This window comes from Parvimonas oralis (assembly GCF_047608425.1).
Lineage (GTDB): Bacteria > Bacillota > Clostridia > Tissierellales > Peptoniphilaceae > Parvimonas.
The window spans coordinates 1-18,341 of record NZ_JBLKRS010000005.1 but is presented as its reverse complement, the minus strand read 5'-3'; the positions used below and the strand labels follow the sequence as shown (position 1 = coordinate 18,341).

At 26.0% G+C, this 18,341-nt stretch carries 15 protein-coding genes; all 15 read left to right on the top strand.

The window, feature by feature from the left end:
• The first annotated feature begins 6 nt into the window (after window positions 1–6).
• Window positions 7–345 (top strand): hypothetical protein, encoded by a 339-nt coding sequence (locus ACMX2D_RS05890; RefSeq protein ID WP_414973128.1) that lies wholly within the window; start codon window positions 7–9, stop codon window positions 343–345.
• Window positions 346–471: 126 nt separating this feature from the next.
• Window positions 472–795, top strand: a complete 324-nt coding sequence (locus ACMX2D_RS05885) for a thioredoxin family protein (RefSeq protein ID WP_414973126.1) — start codon at window positions 472–474, stop codon at window positions 793–795.
• 97 nt (window positions 796–892) lie between these two features.
• The gene (locus ACMX2D_RS05880) at window positions 893–1,456 is read left to right on the top strand and encodes a hypothetical protein (protein ID WP_414973125.1); all 564 of its coding nucleotides are present in this window, start codon (window positions 893–895) and stop codon (window positions 1,454–1,456) included.
• Window positions 1,457–1,553: 97 nt separating this feature from the next.
• Window positions 1,554–3,425 carry a 3'-5' exonuclease gene (locus ACMX2D_RS05875; RefSeq protein WP_414973124.1) on the top strand — a complete coding sequence of 624 codons (1,872 nt, stop codon included), beginning with the start codon at window positions 1,554–1,556 and terminating at the stop codon, window positions 3,423–3,425.
• Between the two features lie 176 nt (window positions 3,426–3,601).
• Entirely contained in the window at window positions 3,602–5,536 is a 1,935-nt protein-coding gene (locus tag ACMX2D_RS05870) for a hypothetical protein (protein WP_414973123.1), read from the top strand.
• A 61-nt stretch (window positions 5,537–5,597) separates the two neighbouring features.
• Complete coding sequence (locus ACMX2D_RS05865; protein ID WP_414973122.1) at window positions 5,598–6,482, top strand: hypothetical protein; 885 nt, start codon at window positions 5,598–5,600, stop codon at window positions 6,480–6,482.
• Between the two features lie 107 nt (window positions 6,483–6,589).
• Window positions 6,590–7,198, top strand: a complete 609-nt coding sequence (locus ACMX2D_RS05860) for a hypothetical protein (protein ID WP_414973121.1) — start codon at window positions 6,590–6,592, stop codon at window positions 7,196–7,198.
• Window positions 7,199–7,253: 55 nt separating this feature from the next.
• A complete protein-coding gene (locus ACMX2D_RS05855; RefSeq protein ID WP_414973120.1) occupies window positions 7,254–8,366 on the top strand; it encodes a hypothetical protein in 1,113 nt (370 codons plus the stop codon).
• Between the two features lie 62 nt (window positions 8,367–8,428).
• Window positions 8,429–9,145, top strand: a complete 717-nt coding sequence (locus ACMX2D_RS05850; RefSeq protein WP_414973118.1) for a putative ABC transporter permease — start codon at window positions 8,429–8,431, stop codon at window positions 9,143–9,145.
• 354 nt (window positions 9,146–9,499) lie between these two features.
• Entirely contained in the window at window positions 9,500–11,230 is a 1,731-nt protein-coding gene (locus ACMX2D_RS05845; protein WP_414973117.1) for an AAA family ATPase, read from the top strand.
• Window positions 11,227–12,276, top strand: a complete 1,050-nt coding sequence (gene mcrC / locus ACMX2D_RS05840; protein WP_414973116.1) for a 5-methylcytosine-specific restriction endonuclease system specificity protein McrC — start codon at window positions 11,227–11,229, stop codon at window positions 12,274–12,276. The genes ACMX2D_RS05845 and mcrC overlap by 4 nt, the downstream gene beginning before the upstream one ends.
• 138 nt (window positions 12,277–12,414) lie before the next feature.
• A complete protein-coding gene (locus ACMX2D_RS05835) occupies window positions 12,415–13,878 on the top strand; it encodes a DKNYY domain-containing protein (protein WP_414973115.1) in 1,464 nt (487 codons plus the stop codon).
• A gap of 132 nt (window positions 13,879–14,010) precedes the next feature.
• The gene (locus ACMX2D_RS05830; protein ID WP_414973114.1) at window positions 14,011–14,463 is read left to right on the top strand and encodes a hypothetical protein; all 453 of its coding nucleotides are present in this window, start codon (window positions 14,011–14,013) and stop codon (window positions 14,461–14,463) included.
• A 336-nt stretch (window positions 14,464–14,799) separates the two neighbouring features.
• On the top strand, window positions 14,800–16,161 hold the full coding sequence (locus ACMX2D_RS05825) for an aldehyde dehydrogenase (protein ID WP_414973113.1): 1,362 nt from the start codon (window positions 14,800–14,802) through the stop codon (window positions 16,159–16,161).
• Between the two features lie 451 nt (window positions 16,162–16,612).
• The coding region (locus ACMX2D_RS05820) for an Ig-like domain-containing protein (RefSeq protein ID WP_414973112.1) at window positions 16,613–18,341 on the top strand (1,729 nt) is incomplete at its 3' end.

Genomic DNA, 18,341 nt, shown 5'->3' with positions numbered 1-18,341 from the left:
TTATCGATGTATATATTGGAATTATATCAAAATAATTATTCAAAAGATTTAGTAGCATTTGATTCATTAGAAGAAGGAAAAGACTTTGTGTCTAAAATACCCGGATATACAATAGAAAAAGAAGATAATATAGAATATGAATATTTTAATCCTAAAAACATACCTGATTATATGGAAATTATCTATAATGAAAATATTGTACCACTATCCAGATTTATGTTTGACACTGAAGAGAATGTTGAAATTATTTGGAAAGAAATTTCTAATCTATCAATCACAAAAGATAAAATTATAGCAGGATATTCAAAAATTTTATATTCAGTTTCCAAGAACAGTCCATTATGAGTTTGTGGCATTGTTGTCAAAACTTAACTGAGTAGGGCATAAGATTAGTCAATTCTGTCTATTATATGATTTATATGACGAATGTTATTGCAAAAATGAAAAGAAAAGAGGGATATTATTCAAGAAATGAGAATTATCGAAACATTGACAGAGTATCAAATACTCAAAGAACAAGAAAAGTTTAGTTTGTTTTTGTTTGGATCACAGGCTTGTGCTCCGTGCAAAGCGCTTAAGGAAAAAATTACAGTTTGGAGTGAAACACATCCGCAAGTGTTCACTGGCTATGTATCAATAGATAATAATATCTCACTTGCAGGACAGGAAAATATCTTTGGTACACCAGCAATACTTGTTTTTGTTGAAGGGAAAGAAGCGATACGAAAAATTGGATATTTCAGCCTTGAAGAAGTGTTTACCGCATTGGATAGATATATATCATACAGTGATTAAAGTAAGCCAAACTTATTTTGTTATCAAAGAAATTATCAGAATTAAAGGAAAAAGTTAATATTTGATAAGTTATTTATTAAGATTTGGAGGTTTGTAGATGTATATATTGGAATTATATCAAAATAATTATTCAAAAGATTTAGTAGTATTTGATTCTTTAGAAGAAGGAAAAGAATTCGTATCTAAAATACCTGGATATTCAATAGAAAAAGAAGATAATATAGAATATGAATATTTTAATCCTAAAAATATTCCTAAATATATGGAAATTATCTATAATGAAAATATTGTACCACTATCCAGATTTATGTTTGACTCTGAAGAGAATGTTGAAATTATTTGGAAAGAAATTTCTAATCTATCAGTCACAAAAGATAAAGTTATAGATGGATATTCAAAAATAGATGCTTATGTAATTAACAACGAAGAAGTAAAGGCTTATATTGAAGAAAGAGAAACTAAATACAATATGATAAAAGATTTCTTAGAAAGTAATGGATATGAAGTAGATAGAAGCTTTTTCGGAAGTGAAGATGGAGAAGCAATCTTATACAGAAAAAAAGAAACTAAAGATTGGCACTTTTTGTGTCACTTAGACCCAGCGTTCTTAGAGATAGAAGATTTAGAAGGATATGTTAAAGAATTAATAGAGGATTTATAGTAAAAAAATGAAGATGATATGAAAAAGTAACTTAAACAGGTATATATTTATGGAATATCTTATATACAAGAAGTATCTTTAAAGAGAAGGAGTTATTATGTGGTTCTTAGATAAATTATTAGGTAAAGATAAAATATGTATTAAATCGTATAAAAGAGGCATTGTGTCAGTAAATCAAATACAGGTTAATTATAATAATATTGATTCTATAAAAAAGAGATTTATTGCATTTGATGTTGAGACAACAGGATTAGATTCATCCCATGATAGAATTATTGAAGTAGCTGCAATTTTATTTGAAAATGGAGTTCCAGTAAAAAAATATGCATCATTAGTTAATGCAAAAGTTAATGTACCATATTCAGCATCTTCTGTTAATCATATTACTAATGAAATGGTAAAAAAAGCACCTTCTGAAGATGAAGTTTATACAAAATTGATAGATTTCTTTGGAGATGCATTACAGGAACAAACAGTTATTTGTGCACATAATGCAAAGTTTGATATCAGTTTTTTGTCTGAAACACTAATGAGATTAGGATATAGTGCTAAGATAAACTATGTTGATACACTTTCTTTGTCAAGGTATTTGATAAAAGGACTATTTAATTATAAGCTAAAAACAGTAGCATCTTATTTTAATCTTAAAAATCTAAATGAACATAGAGCTGAAGGTGATGCAGAAGTATGTGGTAGTATTTTTCAAAAATTATTGTTTATTTTAGATGGAAAATTAAAACACAATAAAATTTTTATGGAAAATCGAAAGCCATCAGAAGAAGAAATGGAAGTTTGTGCTGTTATTCAAAATATGATTTTGTCAAGAAATGGAAATGTAGACTTACTTGGATTTTATAAAAATAGTAGTGGTTATGTTGATGTTTACTATTTACATAATATTATTAAATTTAAATTTGCGAAAAAAGGTAAATACATTATTGTTGATAGAAATTTAATAGGTATTCATAATTTTACTAAAGAACCGTGTACAATGACTGAGGGAGGATGTGAATTTATTAGAGTATTTTTTAATTCTCCGCTTGAACTTAAAGTTTTAGACGACTATATTTTTCAAAAATATATGGATGCTCGTAATTCTGTTTTAGAATATATTTCTTATAATGATAACTTTTTATTAGAATATAAGAATAGTATAATTATGAATAATGCCCTATCGACTTGTGATTTAAAAAATATTTTATCTACTGTATATAATAAAGATTATGGTATTAATAATATTAGAGAAGATATAGAAATAGCTGATATGACAGATTTAGAGATAAATCCTATAAATAATAGGGTTCCAATTTCTGAAATTTTGAATTTAAATAGTTGGGATAAAGGGTTTGAAATGGGATTTCCATTTTGGAAAAAGGGAGAAGACTTTAGAAAATCTGGTAATATTGAGAAGGCAATAGCTTTATATGATAAAGCAAGATTTTATGGTTATTGTGCTCCAGTATTATTTGAGTCTTATGCTATAGCATTTCACAAAATTAAAGATTATGAGAATGAAATTGATATTTTAGATGAAGGAATAGAACGTGAGAGAAAACAAGGAACAAATATTAGCAAATTGATAACACGTAGGGCAAATGCAATAAATTTGTTAAGAAAAATTAGAAAAAAAGAAGAAACCATTAAAGAAAAAGATAAAAAACTGAAAGAAAAAGAACAAAAAAAGAAAGAACAACAAAAAAATGTAATGGAATTAATTTTAGATAAACACAAAATTAACAAGTCAAATACTGAAGATACACTTAAAAAATATAATTGCAATAAAAACGGACGGCCTATATTGCAAATGGATGATGATATGAATATTATTGAGCAGTATGACTCTGTTGCTGAAGCAGTAAGAATTACTGGAATCAATTCAAAAAGTATTCGTGATGCAGCCAAAGGAGTTCAAAAGCATGCTGGATTCTTTGTGTGGAGATATGCTGATGAGTATGACAAAGAAGATTAAAGCTGTTGAAAATAAATTATTAATAAAAAGTTATGATAATAAAGATAAAAATAGAAAACAACAAGTTTTTAAGAAATAAAAAGAATCAGTAAAAGATGAATTTAAATATTTAAAAATTAATTGTCATGTGTATATTAACTATAAGGATTTCAATTTAAGAAAGGCATATTATAACTATGGATTCAAATGATATTTTTAGAGTAAAATATTATTCTGCAAAAGATGTAAGTATTGAAGTTTATAAAGATAGAATAGAAAATCTTATAAGCAACTTTGTGGTTGAAGCAAAAAGAATAGATATTAACGAAATTATTGAACTATATAATATACAACAATTTTTTAAACATCACATTTACTCTAAACATTGGAGTAAGGATAAATTCGACGATTATAATAAAGTTGTAAATAGTTCTAAAGGTATTATTGGTAAATATTTGTCGGAAATTAATATAAATAACTTAGAAAGTATAATTGAGATTATAAATTATAATTACAGAGATGATTTTTGGAAGATTATAAATGAATATAAAAATTATGAAAAAATACCTGCAGAAATATTTATAAAAATACTTAAAAACAATCAATATATATTAAATTATATTTTAAAGTGTGATAAAATTGTAAATTATTTTTCACAGGAAATAGTTATGTATATGGAAGAAAATCCATTTTGTGCAGAAATATTATTAAGATATTATTTAGAAAAACAAGGTAGTTATAAAGAAACATTATACTTTCCATCTGATTTATCAAGTGAAAAGAGAGTATTAATATTAGATAAATATATATCAAGTAACTTTTCAAATCCTAACTTGTTGAAATTAATTTTTAAATCTGGTAGAAATAATGAATTAGATTTACCGGATAAATTAAAATTAAAGGCAAAACGAAAATATGAAGAACAAATGGAAGAGTTATTTAAAGGTGAAGGAGGAGTAGAATATGGTGTAAGTATTTCTTTTTCTGATAGTTTAGATGAAGAAATAATATTTGAAAAAGGAAATAATAGATTGTTATCATTTTCATATAGTTCAAAATGGATAGAAGACAATTTGGATTATCCAACATTGTTGAATAATTTTATATTTCTATTTGGATATACAGATTTGCAGTGTAGATCTTCTCATGTTAATATTGAATCCCAATTGGGAATTTTCGAAAAAGTTTTTGGAGTTAAAGGTATAAAAGAATATATCACTGGAATAACATTTAATAATAATCAAATGCTAGCTCAACTTCAAATTATTGGATATTGTAGGGAATTAGAAAAGAATAATATTTATTTAGAGGAGATTATTAAATGGTTTTTTTGCACTTATTTAAAACAGGAATTTAATGCTGATGGATTTATTTTTAATGAATCTTCAAAAACTTCTTCATATCTCGAAAAGTGTAGAAATATTGCTGCTGAAATTGATAGCATTTTAAAACAATTTAAATTTTTTTGTGAAGATGGAGAAATTGATAAAGATTTATTACATATGTCATCAGAACATATATTTATTAAAAATATACCAAGTATGATACATAACAAGTACATTTATCCATGTGGAGACAATTACAAAAAGATAAGTCATTTATTATTTTCTGATCAATCACCAATTTATTTTATCCCTGAGTTATCAGGGAAATATAATTCTTTTTATGATTTATTAAATAAAGAAACTATATATTATGATATGTTTAGTAATCATCAAAAAACTGAAATTGACTGGTTAATTGAACAAAATATTATAAAAATTGATGATAATAAAAAAATAATACCATATAATAAAAAGGTAAAGATATTAAAGGATTTGTATAACCACAATGTAGCGAGTTTTTCATATTTAAAAAAATATAAGTATATACTTAAAGAATTTGAAAGTTTAGGAATGATAGAATTTTCATCATCACTTTTTTCAAAACCAGAACAGGATTATTATAATTATCTTCTTAATAAATCTGTATTTGATAATGGTTTAGATCTTCGTAACAAATACTTACATGGGACTCAAAAATCAGATGAATATAGTAATAATCAAGATTATTTTATTTTTCTTAGAATTTTAATTCTCATAGTTATAAAAATAAATGAAGAATTTTGTTTAAAGTATTCTACAGAAAAATAAATTTTTATTTTTTAAATGTTCATAGTAGTTTCAGATAATTTTTTAAGTGGAGGGAAAATAGTTGAGAAAATCATTAAAGAAAATTATTGAAGTATCAAGTTTAAAAGAAAATGAGTTAGTTACATCTTTTGCTTTTGGAGAAAAAAAGTTCTGTAAATCTTCGGTTTATGGAGAAAAAGTTGGAGGACGGTATGTTTTTTGTGATTTGCGTACAAAATTTGATACTAGTAAGATTGGATTAAGTAATGATATTGATTTTGCTATCAATAAAATTTCTTTTATTGAAAGAACGTATCGATATTATAATGCAAATATAAAAGGTCTTGATTTAGATTATTGTAAAAGTATGCGTAAAAAATATTCATTTAAAATTATGGAAGATTTATATACTGTGTTATGGGATAAGAAATTAGAAAAAATTAATTCTGCTGAAACACTTATTTCTACTAAACAGAATGTTGTAAAAATTTTTCCTGAACTAAGAAAAAAACAGAGAGGTAGACAAACTGTAGATTGGGACAAATTTCGTTGTAACAAAAATTGTGACCTAGATAGATTATCTCATAGTGTTGGTATGATAGGAAATTTTATGCCAGTGCCATCTTGTGAACAAAAAATTTTGAGTACATATTTTGTGGAAAGATTTGATAAACTTTTGCAAGAAATAAAAAAATATTATAAAGAAAACAATAAAGATAATAAACTTTACAAGTCTTTTACAAATGACTTTATAGAATGGTTAAATCTATTTGTAGATGAAAATAAAAACATATCTTGGGAAATATTTGTAAAAAGTAATTATTTAATGGGATCATTTGTAGATGAATTTTTTAACATTATATGTTTTGATGGGACTGCAGATCAACTTTCAGAAATAATTTACAATAGATCTGTTGTGATGATAGAAGAGTACGAAAAACGGATTTCTAAAATTACTGAAAAATAGTTACTACTATTTAGTAATTTGTTGTTAGATTTCCTAAAATTTTGTACTTTATTTATTAAAAACAGGTTGACTATAAAAAAATATTTATATAAAAAGGAGATACTAAAATGTGTAATGTAGAAAATAAAATTAATGATGAAGAAATTCTTAAATTTTTAAAGTTTTCCTACTTTGGAGATTTAAATATTTCAATAAAAGTAGCAAGTAATAGAGCCTATCGCGATATGTGTCGTACCATAAAATTCAATAAATTAAAAGATATTACTGATAGAAGAAAATTAAGAGATAAAGTGAATATTATGTTTGAAACAGAAATTAAAAAATTAACTTCTGGAAGTAAGAAGAACTCAGATGATTTTAACAACTGGCATGGTGAAGTATATGAAAATATGAAAAATTTATATGAAGAAAATGGCATTAAACTTACTTATGGACAAGCTCAAAAATGGATTAATATGACCATAAAGTATTTATATCTATTTGGTGGATATACATTTGATAGTGTTTTTGAGGAATTACATATACCAGTTGACAATTATATTCTGGATATAGCTAACAAAAAACTTGGAATTGACGCACCAACAAATGCTTGGAGTAGATGGGACAATTATGATGAGTACCTTAAATATCAAAATGATATTAGAGAAAAAATTTGTACTGCACCACTTCGTTGGGAGTTTGAAAATTGGCTAGATGTAGCACAAAATAAAAATTAATAAAATATTATAGTTGTATATTTAGTATTAAACTACAAATCAAAAAGGTATAAAAATGTTAAACAAAATTAAATCACACTGGCACAAATTAAAAACTGAATATGAAAATAGATATAATAAACCATTTTTAACAGATTTTGAAACTTCAAAAGAATATCTTGAAAGAATGAAAAGTTATCTTTTAGAAAAGCAAGAAGAATCTCCGTCAGATGTTGATGTTATTTGTACTCTTGCTTCTGTTTGTGTGGAACTTAGAGATGAGAAATTTGATTATGTTGAGTTTTTATTGAACTTCTTAAATGAGTTTGAAAATTCTTTAGGGAATACTGATAAAGCTAGAATTTTTACTAATCTTGCTTTCTGGGATGATTTTTCTAAATATAGTTTAAAGTATTTTAATAAAGCTAAAGACTTGGGTTCTCCATTTGTAGAAACTTATACAGGTCTTGGTCTTTATTATTTTAGTGAGTATGAATATTCTAAAGATGAAAAAGTCTTATCAATAAGTCATAATTATTTCAAGACAGCAAGAGAAATGGAAGAAAGTTATGTAACTTCTTTCAATTTTGCTGTATCTTTATTTGAGCTTAAGGAATATGAAAAAGCAAATGAAATATTATTAGGCTTACTTGAAATTTATCCTAACAGAATGCGTTTGTTACTATGTTTAGCTTACTGTGAAGTGTGTCTTGGAAATAAAGATAAAGCAATGTCTTATGTAGAGAAAGTAAAAGCTGGACAAGATGTTAATTATAATTTAAATACAGATGATATTTCAGAAGACCAAATTATTGATGTCTATTATGCTCTTGAAGAATATGACATATTTTTAAATCTTTGTGGAGATTGTGTTGAGTACTATTATATCGCAGAGTGGGAAGAGTATTTTTATGTTCTTTGGTTAAAAAATCAAAAGGAAAGATTTTTAATGCTTGAAGAAAAGAATCGAAAGTATTTTGAAGAAGCTATAAGTGAAGCTATTTCTGATGAAGATTATGAGAGTGAAAAAGAGAAACAGGAAACTATTGCTAGTTGGAAAGAGGATAAAAGTAATTTTGAAGAAATGATTTTTAAAATAAAGAGTGGCGCTTCAAGACCTGAGGGAAAATTAAAGTTATATCCTGAGTATTCTTGCTTTATGGTTGATTGTGTTAGACATAAATTTTAGTAAAAAAGAAGTAATAATTAAGTATAGTTACATTTAAAGATTATAACAGTTTAAGGAGTATTATGGAATTAATTAGATATTTGAATGCATATTTTGCATTTAGTGTTTTGGGCTGGATATGGGAAAGTATATACTGCACAATCGACCAAAGAAAATGGCAAAATCGTGGATTTTTGTATGGACCATTATGTCCGATTTATGGTTTTGGTTCGATTTTAGGATTGATTTTTTATGATCTTATTTCAATGGGTAAAATTTCTCATCTTTCTTGGTGGCAAATATTTATTATGGGATTTGTTGCCAGTATGATATTAGAATATCCAACATCTTATGTGCTTGAGAAATTGTTTCATGCTAGATGGTGGGATTACTCTGATATGCCACTTAATATAAATGGAAGAACTTGTGCTCTTACTTCTATTGGTTTTGGTATTGGAGCAATTGTTATAATGGAATTTTTTATTCCACTTTTTGAAAAAATTTATGTGACAATTCCTAATAATTTTTCAATAGCTCTTGCTGTTTTTTTACTGGCTATACACTCTTCGGATTTTACACTTACAGTTTCAGGATTGACTAACTTCCAAAGAAATATTGCTGAACTTGAAGAAGAGTTCCAAGATAAAATGACTTTGACTGTTGATAAAATTTTTGAAAGACATAGCAGATTATATGGTAGAACATTAAGCAGAATTGCTTCTTTTAGGATGGGTGAATCTCGTAATATGATTGCAGATAAATTAGTAAAAATAAGACGTGATTTGAAAAAGAAGAAATAATTTTATATTTTTATTTCTTGTATATGGATTTTGATAATATTCTAAGAGATATAATAGAATATGCAGTTTATAAGATATTTGTTATATTATAGCTGATATTGACTAATCATTATAAAAATAAATTAAATAAAATACTCTAAAAGAGTTGTCTATAGTTGATTGAATAATCAATTATAGCAACTTTTTTTTAATAAAAAGCAAAGAGAAAAGAGTGGATAGATATGATATAATATATTAAGATATTAATATAAGAAATAAAATTATTTAAGATAATTAAAATTAAAAGTTTTTAAAAAAGCTTATTTGGTTGAGAAATATTATAGTTAATTTAATTTATATTGGGAGGGAAGAGATATGAGTGAAAGAAATCGATTCAACTGGGTAAATTTTTATGAGGAATTTGCCTTAAAATTATTAGAGTATAAGGATAGTCGAGTAGAACTTATAGAAAAAGTAAAATCTGTTTTTAAAATGGCAGGTATAAAATTACCAACTTTAGAAAGAGAGAATAATATTGTTGATATTGATCCTTTTACTGTATTTGCTCTTTTTAACAAGAATATTAAGGATGAAAATCGTATAAAAATACTTAAGGCTATATCTGAATTGTTTGATGTTGTATCAGAAATTCCAACATCATTTGATGGCTTACCTTTACTAACTCCTCAAAATGCAACTTTTTACTATTTTATAGGTGATCGCGAAGATAATGATATTAATAATTTATGGGGATTTTTTGAGTCAGCATTGGCTTATGTAAAAGACCCTTCAGAAATTCGAAGAAAGGATTTTTCAGATTATTTTGATTTAGCTATTAATATAAAAGGTAATGGTAATAGTAAAATTACAATGGGTTTGTATTGGATTTCACCAGATACTTTTTTAAATTTTGATAGTAGAAATGAGTGGTATATTTATAAATCCGGAAAAATTCCGGTTGATATTGTTAAACAACTTCCTCTAATTAAATCAAAATTTTCTGCAAAAGAGTATTTGATGATAGGAGATTGTTTAAAATCTTATTTGAATAGTTCTAGGAGTGTTTTGAAAGACTTTAAAGAATTATCATTTGATGCATGGAATTATTCTGAGCAGGTAAATCGAGATAAAAAGAAAGAAAAAAATAATACTAAAATAAGTTTTTCGTTTGCAGATGATGAAGAGAGATTAAATTTAATATATGAAGATGAGAAAAAAGTAGATTTAAAAGAATTTGAAAAAGCAATTCAAAAGTATAATAAAGATGATTTTTTATCAGAAGTTTATATGCAAGAAGAAGAATATGATAATTTAGCAACCCTTCTAAAAAAGAAAAAGAATTTAATATTACAAGGTGCACCTGGAGTTGGAAAAACTTTTGTTGCAAAAAGATTGGCTTATTCAATAATGGGTGTAAAAGATATTGATAGAGTAATGATGGTTCAATTTCATCAAAGTTATTCTTATGAAGATTTTATTATGGGATATAGACCTACAAAAAATAGTTTTGAATTAAAAAATGGAGCTTTTTATAATTTTTGTAAAAAGGCAGAAATTGATGAAAAAAATGATTACTTTTTTATTATTGATGAAATTAATAGAGGTAATTTGAGTAAAATATTTGGAGAATTATTTATGCTTATTGAAAATGATAAGCGTGGACAATCATTACAGCTTTTATATTCTGATGAAACATTCTCTGTTCCAAAAAACATATATATTATAGGTATGATGAATACTGCAGATAGAAGTTTGGCTATGTTAGATTATGCTTTAAGAAGAAGATTTTCATTCTATGATATTAAGCCGGGATTTGTAACTGATGGATTTATTAAGTATAGAAATAGCTTAAAAAATGATAAATTTAATAGACTTATAGAATGTGTAAAAAGTCTTAATGATATTATTTCAAGTGATGAATCTTTGGGAGATGGATTTTGTATTGGGCATAGTTATCTATGTAACTTAAGTAAAGATAAAATAGATGATAAAGTATTATCAGGAATTGTAGAATATGAATTAATTCCACTTTTAAAAGAATATTGGTTTGACGAACCTTCCAAGGTAAATAATTGGATTATCAATCTTAGGAGTGCAATTAAATGATTCCAATACAAAATATTTACTATATGTTGTCATATGCTTTTAGAGTTCTTAATCAACAAGGATATAAAAAATTAGCTACTGAAAAATTTGACAATACTTTGGAATTAATGGCAGAGATTTTAATAAAAGGGATATCCGGACAAATTAAAAGAGGACTTGAAAGAGAGTATATTTTACAAACAGATGAGTTAACATCTGTTAGAGGAAAATTAGAAATATCTGAATCCATAAAAAATAATAGTATGATAAGAAAAAAATTAATTTGTGCCTATGATGATTTTTCAGTAAATAGTACAATGAATATAATTATAAAATCAACGGTTGAAACACTCTTAACTTCAAATTTATCTAAAAAAAGAAAAAAAGAGCTTAGAAAATTAATGATATATTTTAGAGATGTTGAGACTATTAATATAAGATATATAGATTGGAATTTTAAATATAATAGAAATAACAAACACTATCAAATGTTGATTGCAATATGTTATCTTATAGTTAAAGGATTAATACAAACCAATAAAGATGGAACTATGAAGATGATGGATTTTCTAGATGATCAACGAATGAGTCGTCTTTATGAAAAATTTATACTTGAGTACTATAAGAAACATTATCCAAAATTATCTGTTAGAGCTTCTCAAATTCCGTGGTCATTGGATGATGGTGTCAGAGAAATGCTTCCAATTATGCAAAGCGACATATATATTCAGAATGAAGATAGTATTTTGATTATTGATGCTAAATATTATGGGAAGACAACCCAAATGCAGTTTGATAAACGTAAGATTCACTCAAATAATCTATATCAAATTTTTACCTATGTAAAAAATTGTGATTATCAATTTGAAAATCAAAATAAAACAGTATCCGGAATGCTTTTATATGCAAAGACAGATGAAACAATTCATCCGGATAATGTATATCAGATGCATGGCAATCAAATAAGTGTAAAAACTCTAGATTTAAATTGCTCATTTGATAAAATTGCCGAACAAATGGATAATGTAGTAGAATCTCATTTTGAAAGAGTAAAAAAATATGAATGATTTGAGAATTTTATTTATAAAAAAGCAAAAATTGTGCTTTATTATAATTTTTAATAACTTTTAGATTTTTATCTTGATAGTATTAAAAAATGATATCAGTGAGAATAAAATAAGTTTAACTATGAGGGATGATGTAATTTGGATAGGAAAGAGAATGAAAGTACTCGTTCAAAAATTTTAGGTATTTGTTTAATTTTATTTATTTTAGCAATTGCTTTTTTCACATTTAGTCAGCTTCTCGTAAGAGATGATACTTATGTAAATATTGAAAGAAGTGGACAGAGAATTGGCAATAGCATTTTTTATAAATATGATAATAAGATTTATGCACTTATTCCAAGTGGTGGATATTATATTGTAGAGGATGCGGATATGGATTCTTTTAGTGTAATTAACACAAGTGATACTTATCATCCTTCTGTTGTTGGAATTGATAAAAATCATGTTTATTTTGGAAATGTGAAAATTGAAGACCTTAATCCAAAAAATATTTCTTATATTGGAAATGGATATTATACTGATGGCAAAAGCAGTTATTTTTGTTCTCCGCTTTCTGAGAGAAATGATGAGATTTCTTATCTTTCAGAAGGTTTTGGACATATAGTTCATGCTTTTTTAAAGGATAAAAAGCCTAAATCTTATATTTATCCATATCACAAAGTAGAAACCGAAAAGAAAATTTCAAATTTTAAGGAATTATTATTTTTTGCAACAGATGGAGATGTTCTTTACTATAAAGGCAAAGTGCTTAAAAATGCAGATGTTAATACTATAACTCAGGTTTCTAAACGTGGAGAGTATTTTTGTGATAAAAATAATGTCTATTATAAAGATGAGCTTTTACCTATAAAGAATAGTGGTGAATTGGAAGTCGTTTTAGCTGAGCAGGGTGATGATTTGCTTTATGATAAAAAGAGTGGAGAAGTTTTTAAAGGTAATCTTAGATTTGATGAAAAGTCTGTTCCTTATAAATTAATTGGAAATAAAAGTTCACATATTCGTAATTTATTTTTCATTTCAAATGATGGAGTATATTTTTATAATCAAAGAAAAAATAAGCAAGTAAAAATTGGAGAAAATAATTTTAAGGGAAATATTAAGCATTTAGATGATAATGTGTTCTGTGATGAAGAAAATATCTATTTTTTAAGTTCTTATGAAAAATATCTTTTTGCACGTAGATTTAATAGAAGACGATTGTATTCAATAAATTCTCAAATAGTTAGTTTTGACAAAAAAGAAGGTTGGGAAAAAGTAAAATCTATAAATGGTAATGTAATAGGTTCTGTTTGGATAAAAAATGGGAAATATTATTATTTTGATAATTTAGGAAATAGCCAACTTATAAAAGATACTGTATTTGAAATTACTGATAAAGAAGTATTGAAAGAATTATTATCAGATGAAAACAAAATAACTGTTAATAGAATTAGAGAAATAATAAAAGCTGAAAAAATGCAAGCTATATCAGGAGAAGTTAAATATACAGCAACTGTGAAATATAGATATTACTATCTTTATATGATTTTATTTATTCCATTAATAATTATTGGGAATAGGATTAAATGGAAAAGAATTAAAAATAATGCTAACGAAAGATAAAATTAAACAATATAAGTAAAATGTAATAACATAAAAATAGAAAAAAATTTGACTTTTTATTTCTATGGTGATATAATTGTTTTAGAAAAAATATTTGATTTATTTTTCTAAAACAATTATAGGAGCAAAAGTATGAATTTTAAAATTAGAAAATTTTTTGAACAGCTGTTGATTTTTAATTTAGAATCAGAAGGCTATGAAGTTTTAAGCGAGGGGAAAATAATTCGTGCGTATAAAGAATCAACTAATGCAGAACTCATTATTGCATTAGTTACTAGGAATTTATCAAATGTAAAAACGACTGAAACATCTGTAGTTAAGGCGGCTACAGAAGTGGTTAAAAAACTAAAATCAGAAACATCAGTATTAGGAGAAAATTCCAATTGTTGTATAGCTTTTGGCATTGCAAAATATGGATTAGATGAATTTGAACTTGCTATAATACCCACTGAAATAATTGAGAAAAAATCTGTTTGTGGTGGAGTATATGCAATTACTAATCTAGGATATTTTTATGATTATCAAAAATTTAAAGCTGATAATAAAGAAGAAATGATATTAAGAAAATCCTGGAAGAAGATTTAAAAGAAAAAGTTAAAGAGTACAATATAGAAACTATTTATACCTATCATAGTGAATATGGGAAAATTGATGATAATACATTTGCTTATATTTGGGAAAATTTAGACTTTGATAGAAAAAATCATTTTGATGAAGATGCTCCTGATGACTGTATGAAATATTAGTTATAAATGAAAAGTTTAGTATGAAGATAATTATATATTCTATCTTAATTAATATAAAATTAAATAGGCTCCTGAATTACTGCTAGGAGCCTTTTAAGAAATTCAAAATATGTTTTAAGGCTTATATTTAGGGCAAATTATAATAAAATATAGAACATATTATGAGGAGTACAAAATGGAACTAAAAACTATAGTTGAAAAACAAAAAGAGTTTTTTAAAACAAATACTACAAAATCTGTTGAATATAGGATTAGTATCTTACAAAAACTTGAAAAAGTAATTCGAGCTAATGAAAAGCGAATACTATCTGCATTATATGAGGATCTTTCAAAATCTGAAGCAGAAGCCTATATGACTGAAATTGGAATTGTATATGGGGAAATTCATGAGGCATTAAAAAATGTAAAAAAATGGAGTAAGCCTAAAAGAGTAATGGGAAGTCTTGGAACTTTCCCTGCTAAAAGTTATGTGTATTCTGAACCTTATGGTGTTGTGCTGATTTTATCACCTTGGAATTATCCTTTTAATTTATCGCTTTCTCCACTGGTTGCTTCCATTGCTTCAGGAAATTGTGCTGTTATAAAATGCTCAAAAGAGAGCAAAAATACATCAAAAATTATTAGAGATATAATAAATAAAACATTTGAAGAAGAATATATTTACTGTGTAGATTCTGAACTTGATTATGATGAAATTTTACATCAAAGATATGATTTTATATTTTTTACCGGAAGTGCAAGAGTCGGGAAAATTATAATGCGTGTAGCGAGTGAAAATTTAATTCCTGTATCTTTAGAATTAGGAGGAAAGAGTCCTTGTATTATTGACGAAACAGCTGATATTAAACTTTCAGCAAAACGTATCGTATGGGGGAAACTATTAAATGCAGGACAGACATGTGTTTCAATAGACTATATTGTTGTTCATAAAAATGTAAAAGAAGAACTTATTAAATCTTTACAAAAAGAAATTGAATTAAGATATCCTGATGCTATAAATAATAAATCTTATCCGAAAATTATTAATCATCATCATTATGAACGTCTTTTAAATTTAATAAAGACTGAGTCAAATGTAATTGGGGGAAAGAGTAATGACAATGAAAGAAAGATTGAACCTACAATATTTCCTGATGTAGAATTTGATCATGAGATTATGAAAGATGAAATATTTGGACCTTTGTTACCGATTATTGAGTATTATGATATAGATAAAGTTCTTGATATAATCAAAGAAAGAGAAAAGCCTTTAGCATGTTATATTTTTACACAAAGCAAGAAAAATGCAAATTATATTATTAACAGCCTTTCTTATGGAGGGGGTTGTGTAAATGATGTAATAATGCAATTAGCAAATAAAAATCTTCCTTTTGGTGGAGTAGGAAATAGCGGTATGGGCTCTTATCACGGAAAGCACGGTTTTGATTTATTAAGCCATAAAAAAGGAATTGTAAAAAATAAAACAATTTTGGATTTACCTTTTAGATATGCACCTTTTGATTTGAAGAAATTAAATATATTTAAAAAGATAATGTAGTAAGTAATATTTAGTTTTAAAGTTGAAGATAGAAATTCTTCAACTTTTTTGTTGCAAAAAAATATATTAAAAATAATTAAAAAGTTTTGAAAATTATTGATAACAAGTTAAGTATTATAATATAAATTTATTGGGTTAAAAAATAGTAAATTTATTTTAAATATTGGAATTTACCATAGTTTTGTGATATAATTATTTATATTATACCTTGGTTGTAAAACTGTAATCATTTCATTATATAAAACTAAATTTAAAAGTTAAAACAAAATGATGGTATAGTTTATATATGGGTAATAAATTATATATTTTAAGGAATTTAATATAAATTTAAAGACTTTTTATAAATGTTGGGGAACATTTTATTTGTAGATTTTATCTATAAATTAAACTTTAAATTTATTTCCAAACTAAATAATTACATTTTTAAAAATATTAAGAAGGGGAAGAAAAAATGACTGGAAAGTTAAAAAGGGATTTTATTAAAAGAAGTTTAAGTATTTTTCTTGCGTTTGTTATGGTTTTCTCGATTGTATTACAATCCGGAATTACATCACATGCTGAAGAATTGTCTTCTAATGTAATAACAAAAGCATTTGTTACAGATTTAGAAGGGAATCCAATTACAGCTCCAATGGACGCTTGGAAAGCATTTAGGGTAAATGCAGAGTATGCATTGCCAAATAATCAAGTAAAAGAGGGAGATACGACAACGCTAACTTTGCCTGTAGGGTTTGCACCATATGCTCCATTTAACTTTGATATTAAAGATGCATCTAATAATATCATTGCAAATGGAAAATTAGTTGATGAAAGTCCTATGAAAGTTGTTCTTACTTATACAAAATATGCGGAAGAGCATTCAGGAGTTAAAGGCTCATTTTATTTTAATATTCAAATTAATAGTGGAACACAAACTCAAACCGGTGTTATCCCTGTAACACTTACTGCAAAAGGAGATGGAACAGTTATTCAAGCGGGTACTGTTACTTATAATCCACATCAAGTTACAGGAGTTCAATTGATTAAAGGTGGATGGATGGATAGTGGAAATAAAACTATCGGTCATTATAAAATAGCTATTAATCAAGCTAATAAAGAAATGGTTAATGCTAAGGTAACTGATACACTTTTGAATCCAGGTGTTCAATATATTGAAGATTCTTTTAAGATACTTGAAGGTAAATGGGTTAGTAATGCAACAGGAACAGATATCTTATTTACTGAAGAATCAGATATAACCGCACAATATAAAGATAAACTTAAAGTTGAGGGAAATAAGTTTACGCTTGATATTGGAAATAGGCCTGCCGGTAAGGGAATGATGATTAGATATAAAGTTAAAATATCCTATGAACCGGTAGTTGGTGAAATATTTAAAAATAAAGTAGAACTTATAGATGGCGATAAAACTTTTAGTTATAGTGCATCTTATAAAATTACCGATGCCAGCGGTGGTGGTGAAGGATATGTTTATAAGATTAAAGTAAACAAAACAGGCAAAAATGGCATACCATTATCTGGTGTTGAGTTTGATGTTATTCGTGTACGTAATAACCAAAAGGTTGGAACTATTACTACAGGTGCAGATGGAACTGGAGAAATTGGAAATTTAGTTTTAGATAAATATAAACTGGTTGAAACAAAAACACCAAGTGGTTATTTACCTTTAACAGAACCTGTTTTTGTTGAAGAAAGTGACTTTACTGGAAATGATAAAATTGCTCTAAAAAATATAGTTAATCAACCAAATGAAAAGATTTCTGTTTCAGTAACAAAGAAGTGGATAGGACCGGCAAAAGATTCTGTTATTGTAGAGCTTAGAAAAGTTGGAAGTAATGATGTTTTACAAGAATATGAATTAAAAGCAAGTGATAACTGGAAACATACCTTTACAGGTTTAGATAAATATGAAGATGATGGTACACTAATTAAGTATGAAGTAGTTGAAAAGAATGTACCTGAAGGATATACATCAGAAGTTACAGGAACGATGGGAGACGGATTCACAATCACAAATACAAATGTAGAAAAAGTGGAAGTATCCGTAACAAAGAAATGGGTAGGACCTGCGAAGGATTCTATTATTGTAGAGCTTAGAAAAGTTGGAAGTAATGATATTTTACAAGAATATGAATTAAAAGCAAGTGATAACTGGAAACATACCTTTACAGGTTTAGATA

Excerpts from the sequence above, each read along its gene's own strand:
- ACMX2D_RS05845 (WP_414973117.1), top strand. The coding sequence starts at position 9,500 with ATGAGTGAAAGAAATCGATTCAACTGGGTAAATTTTTATGAGGAATTT.
- ACMX2D_RS05860 (WP_414973121.1), top strand. The coding sequence starts at position 6,590 with ATGTGTAATGTAGAAAATAAAATTAATGATGAAGAAATTCTTAAATTT.
- ACMX2D_RS05880 (WP_414973125.1), top strand. The coding sequence starts at position 893 with ATGTATATATTGGAATTATATCAAAATAATTATTCAAAAGATTTAGTA.
- ACMX2D_RS05850 (WP_414973118.1), top strand. The coding sequence starts at position 8,429 with ATGGAATTAATTAGATATTTGAATGCATATTTTGCATTTAGTGTTTTG.
- ACMX2D_RS05825 (WP_414973113.1), top strand. The coding sequence starts at position 14,800 with ATGGAACTAAAAACTATAGTTGAAAAACAAAAAGAGTTTTTTAAAACA.
- ACMX2D_RS05830 (WP_414973114.1), top strand. The coding sequence starts at position 14,011 with ATGAATTTTAAAATTAGAAAATTTTTTGAACAGCTGTTGATTTTTAAT.
- mcrC (WP_414973116.1), top strand. The coding sequence starts at position 11,227 with ATGATTCCAATACAAAATATTTACTATATGTTGTCATATGCTTTTAGA.
- ACMX2D_RS05875 (WP_414973124.1), top strand. The coding sequence starts at position 1,554 with ATGTGGTTCTTAGATAAATTATTAGGTAAAGATAAAATATGTATTAAA.
- ACMX2D_RS05890 (WP_414973128.1), top strand. The coding sequence starts at position 7 with ATGTATATATTGGAATTATATCAAAATAATTATTCAAAAGATTTAGTA.
- ACMX2D_RS05885 (WP_414973126.1), top strand. The coding sequence starts at position 472 with ATGAGAATTATCGAAACATTGACAGAGTATCAAATACTCAAAGAACAA.
- ACMX2D_RS05870 (WP_414973123.1), top strand. The coding sequence starts at position 3,602 with ATGGATTCAAATGATATTTTTAGAGTAAAATATTATTCTGCAAAAGAT.
- ACMX2D_RS05855 (WP_414973120.1), top strand. The coding sequence starts at position 7,254 with ATGTTAAACAAAATTAAATCACACTGGCACAAATTAAAAACTGAATAT.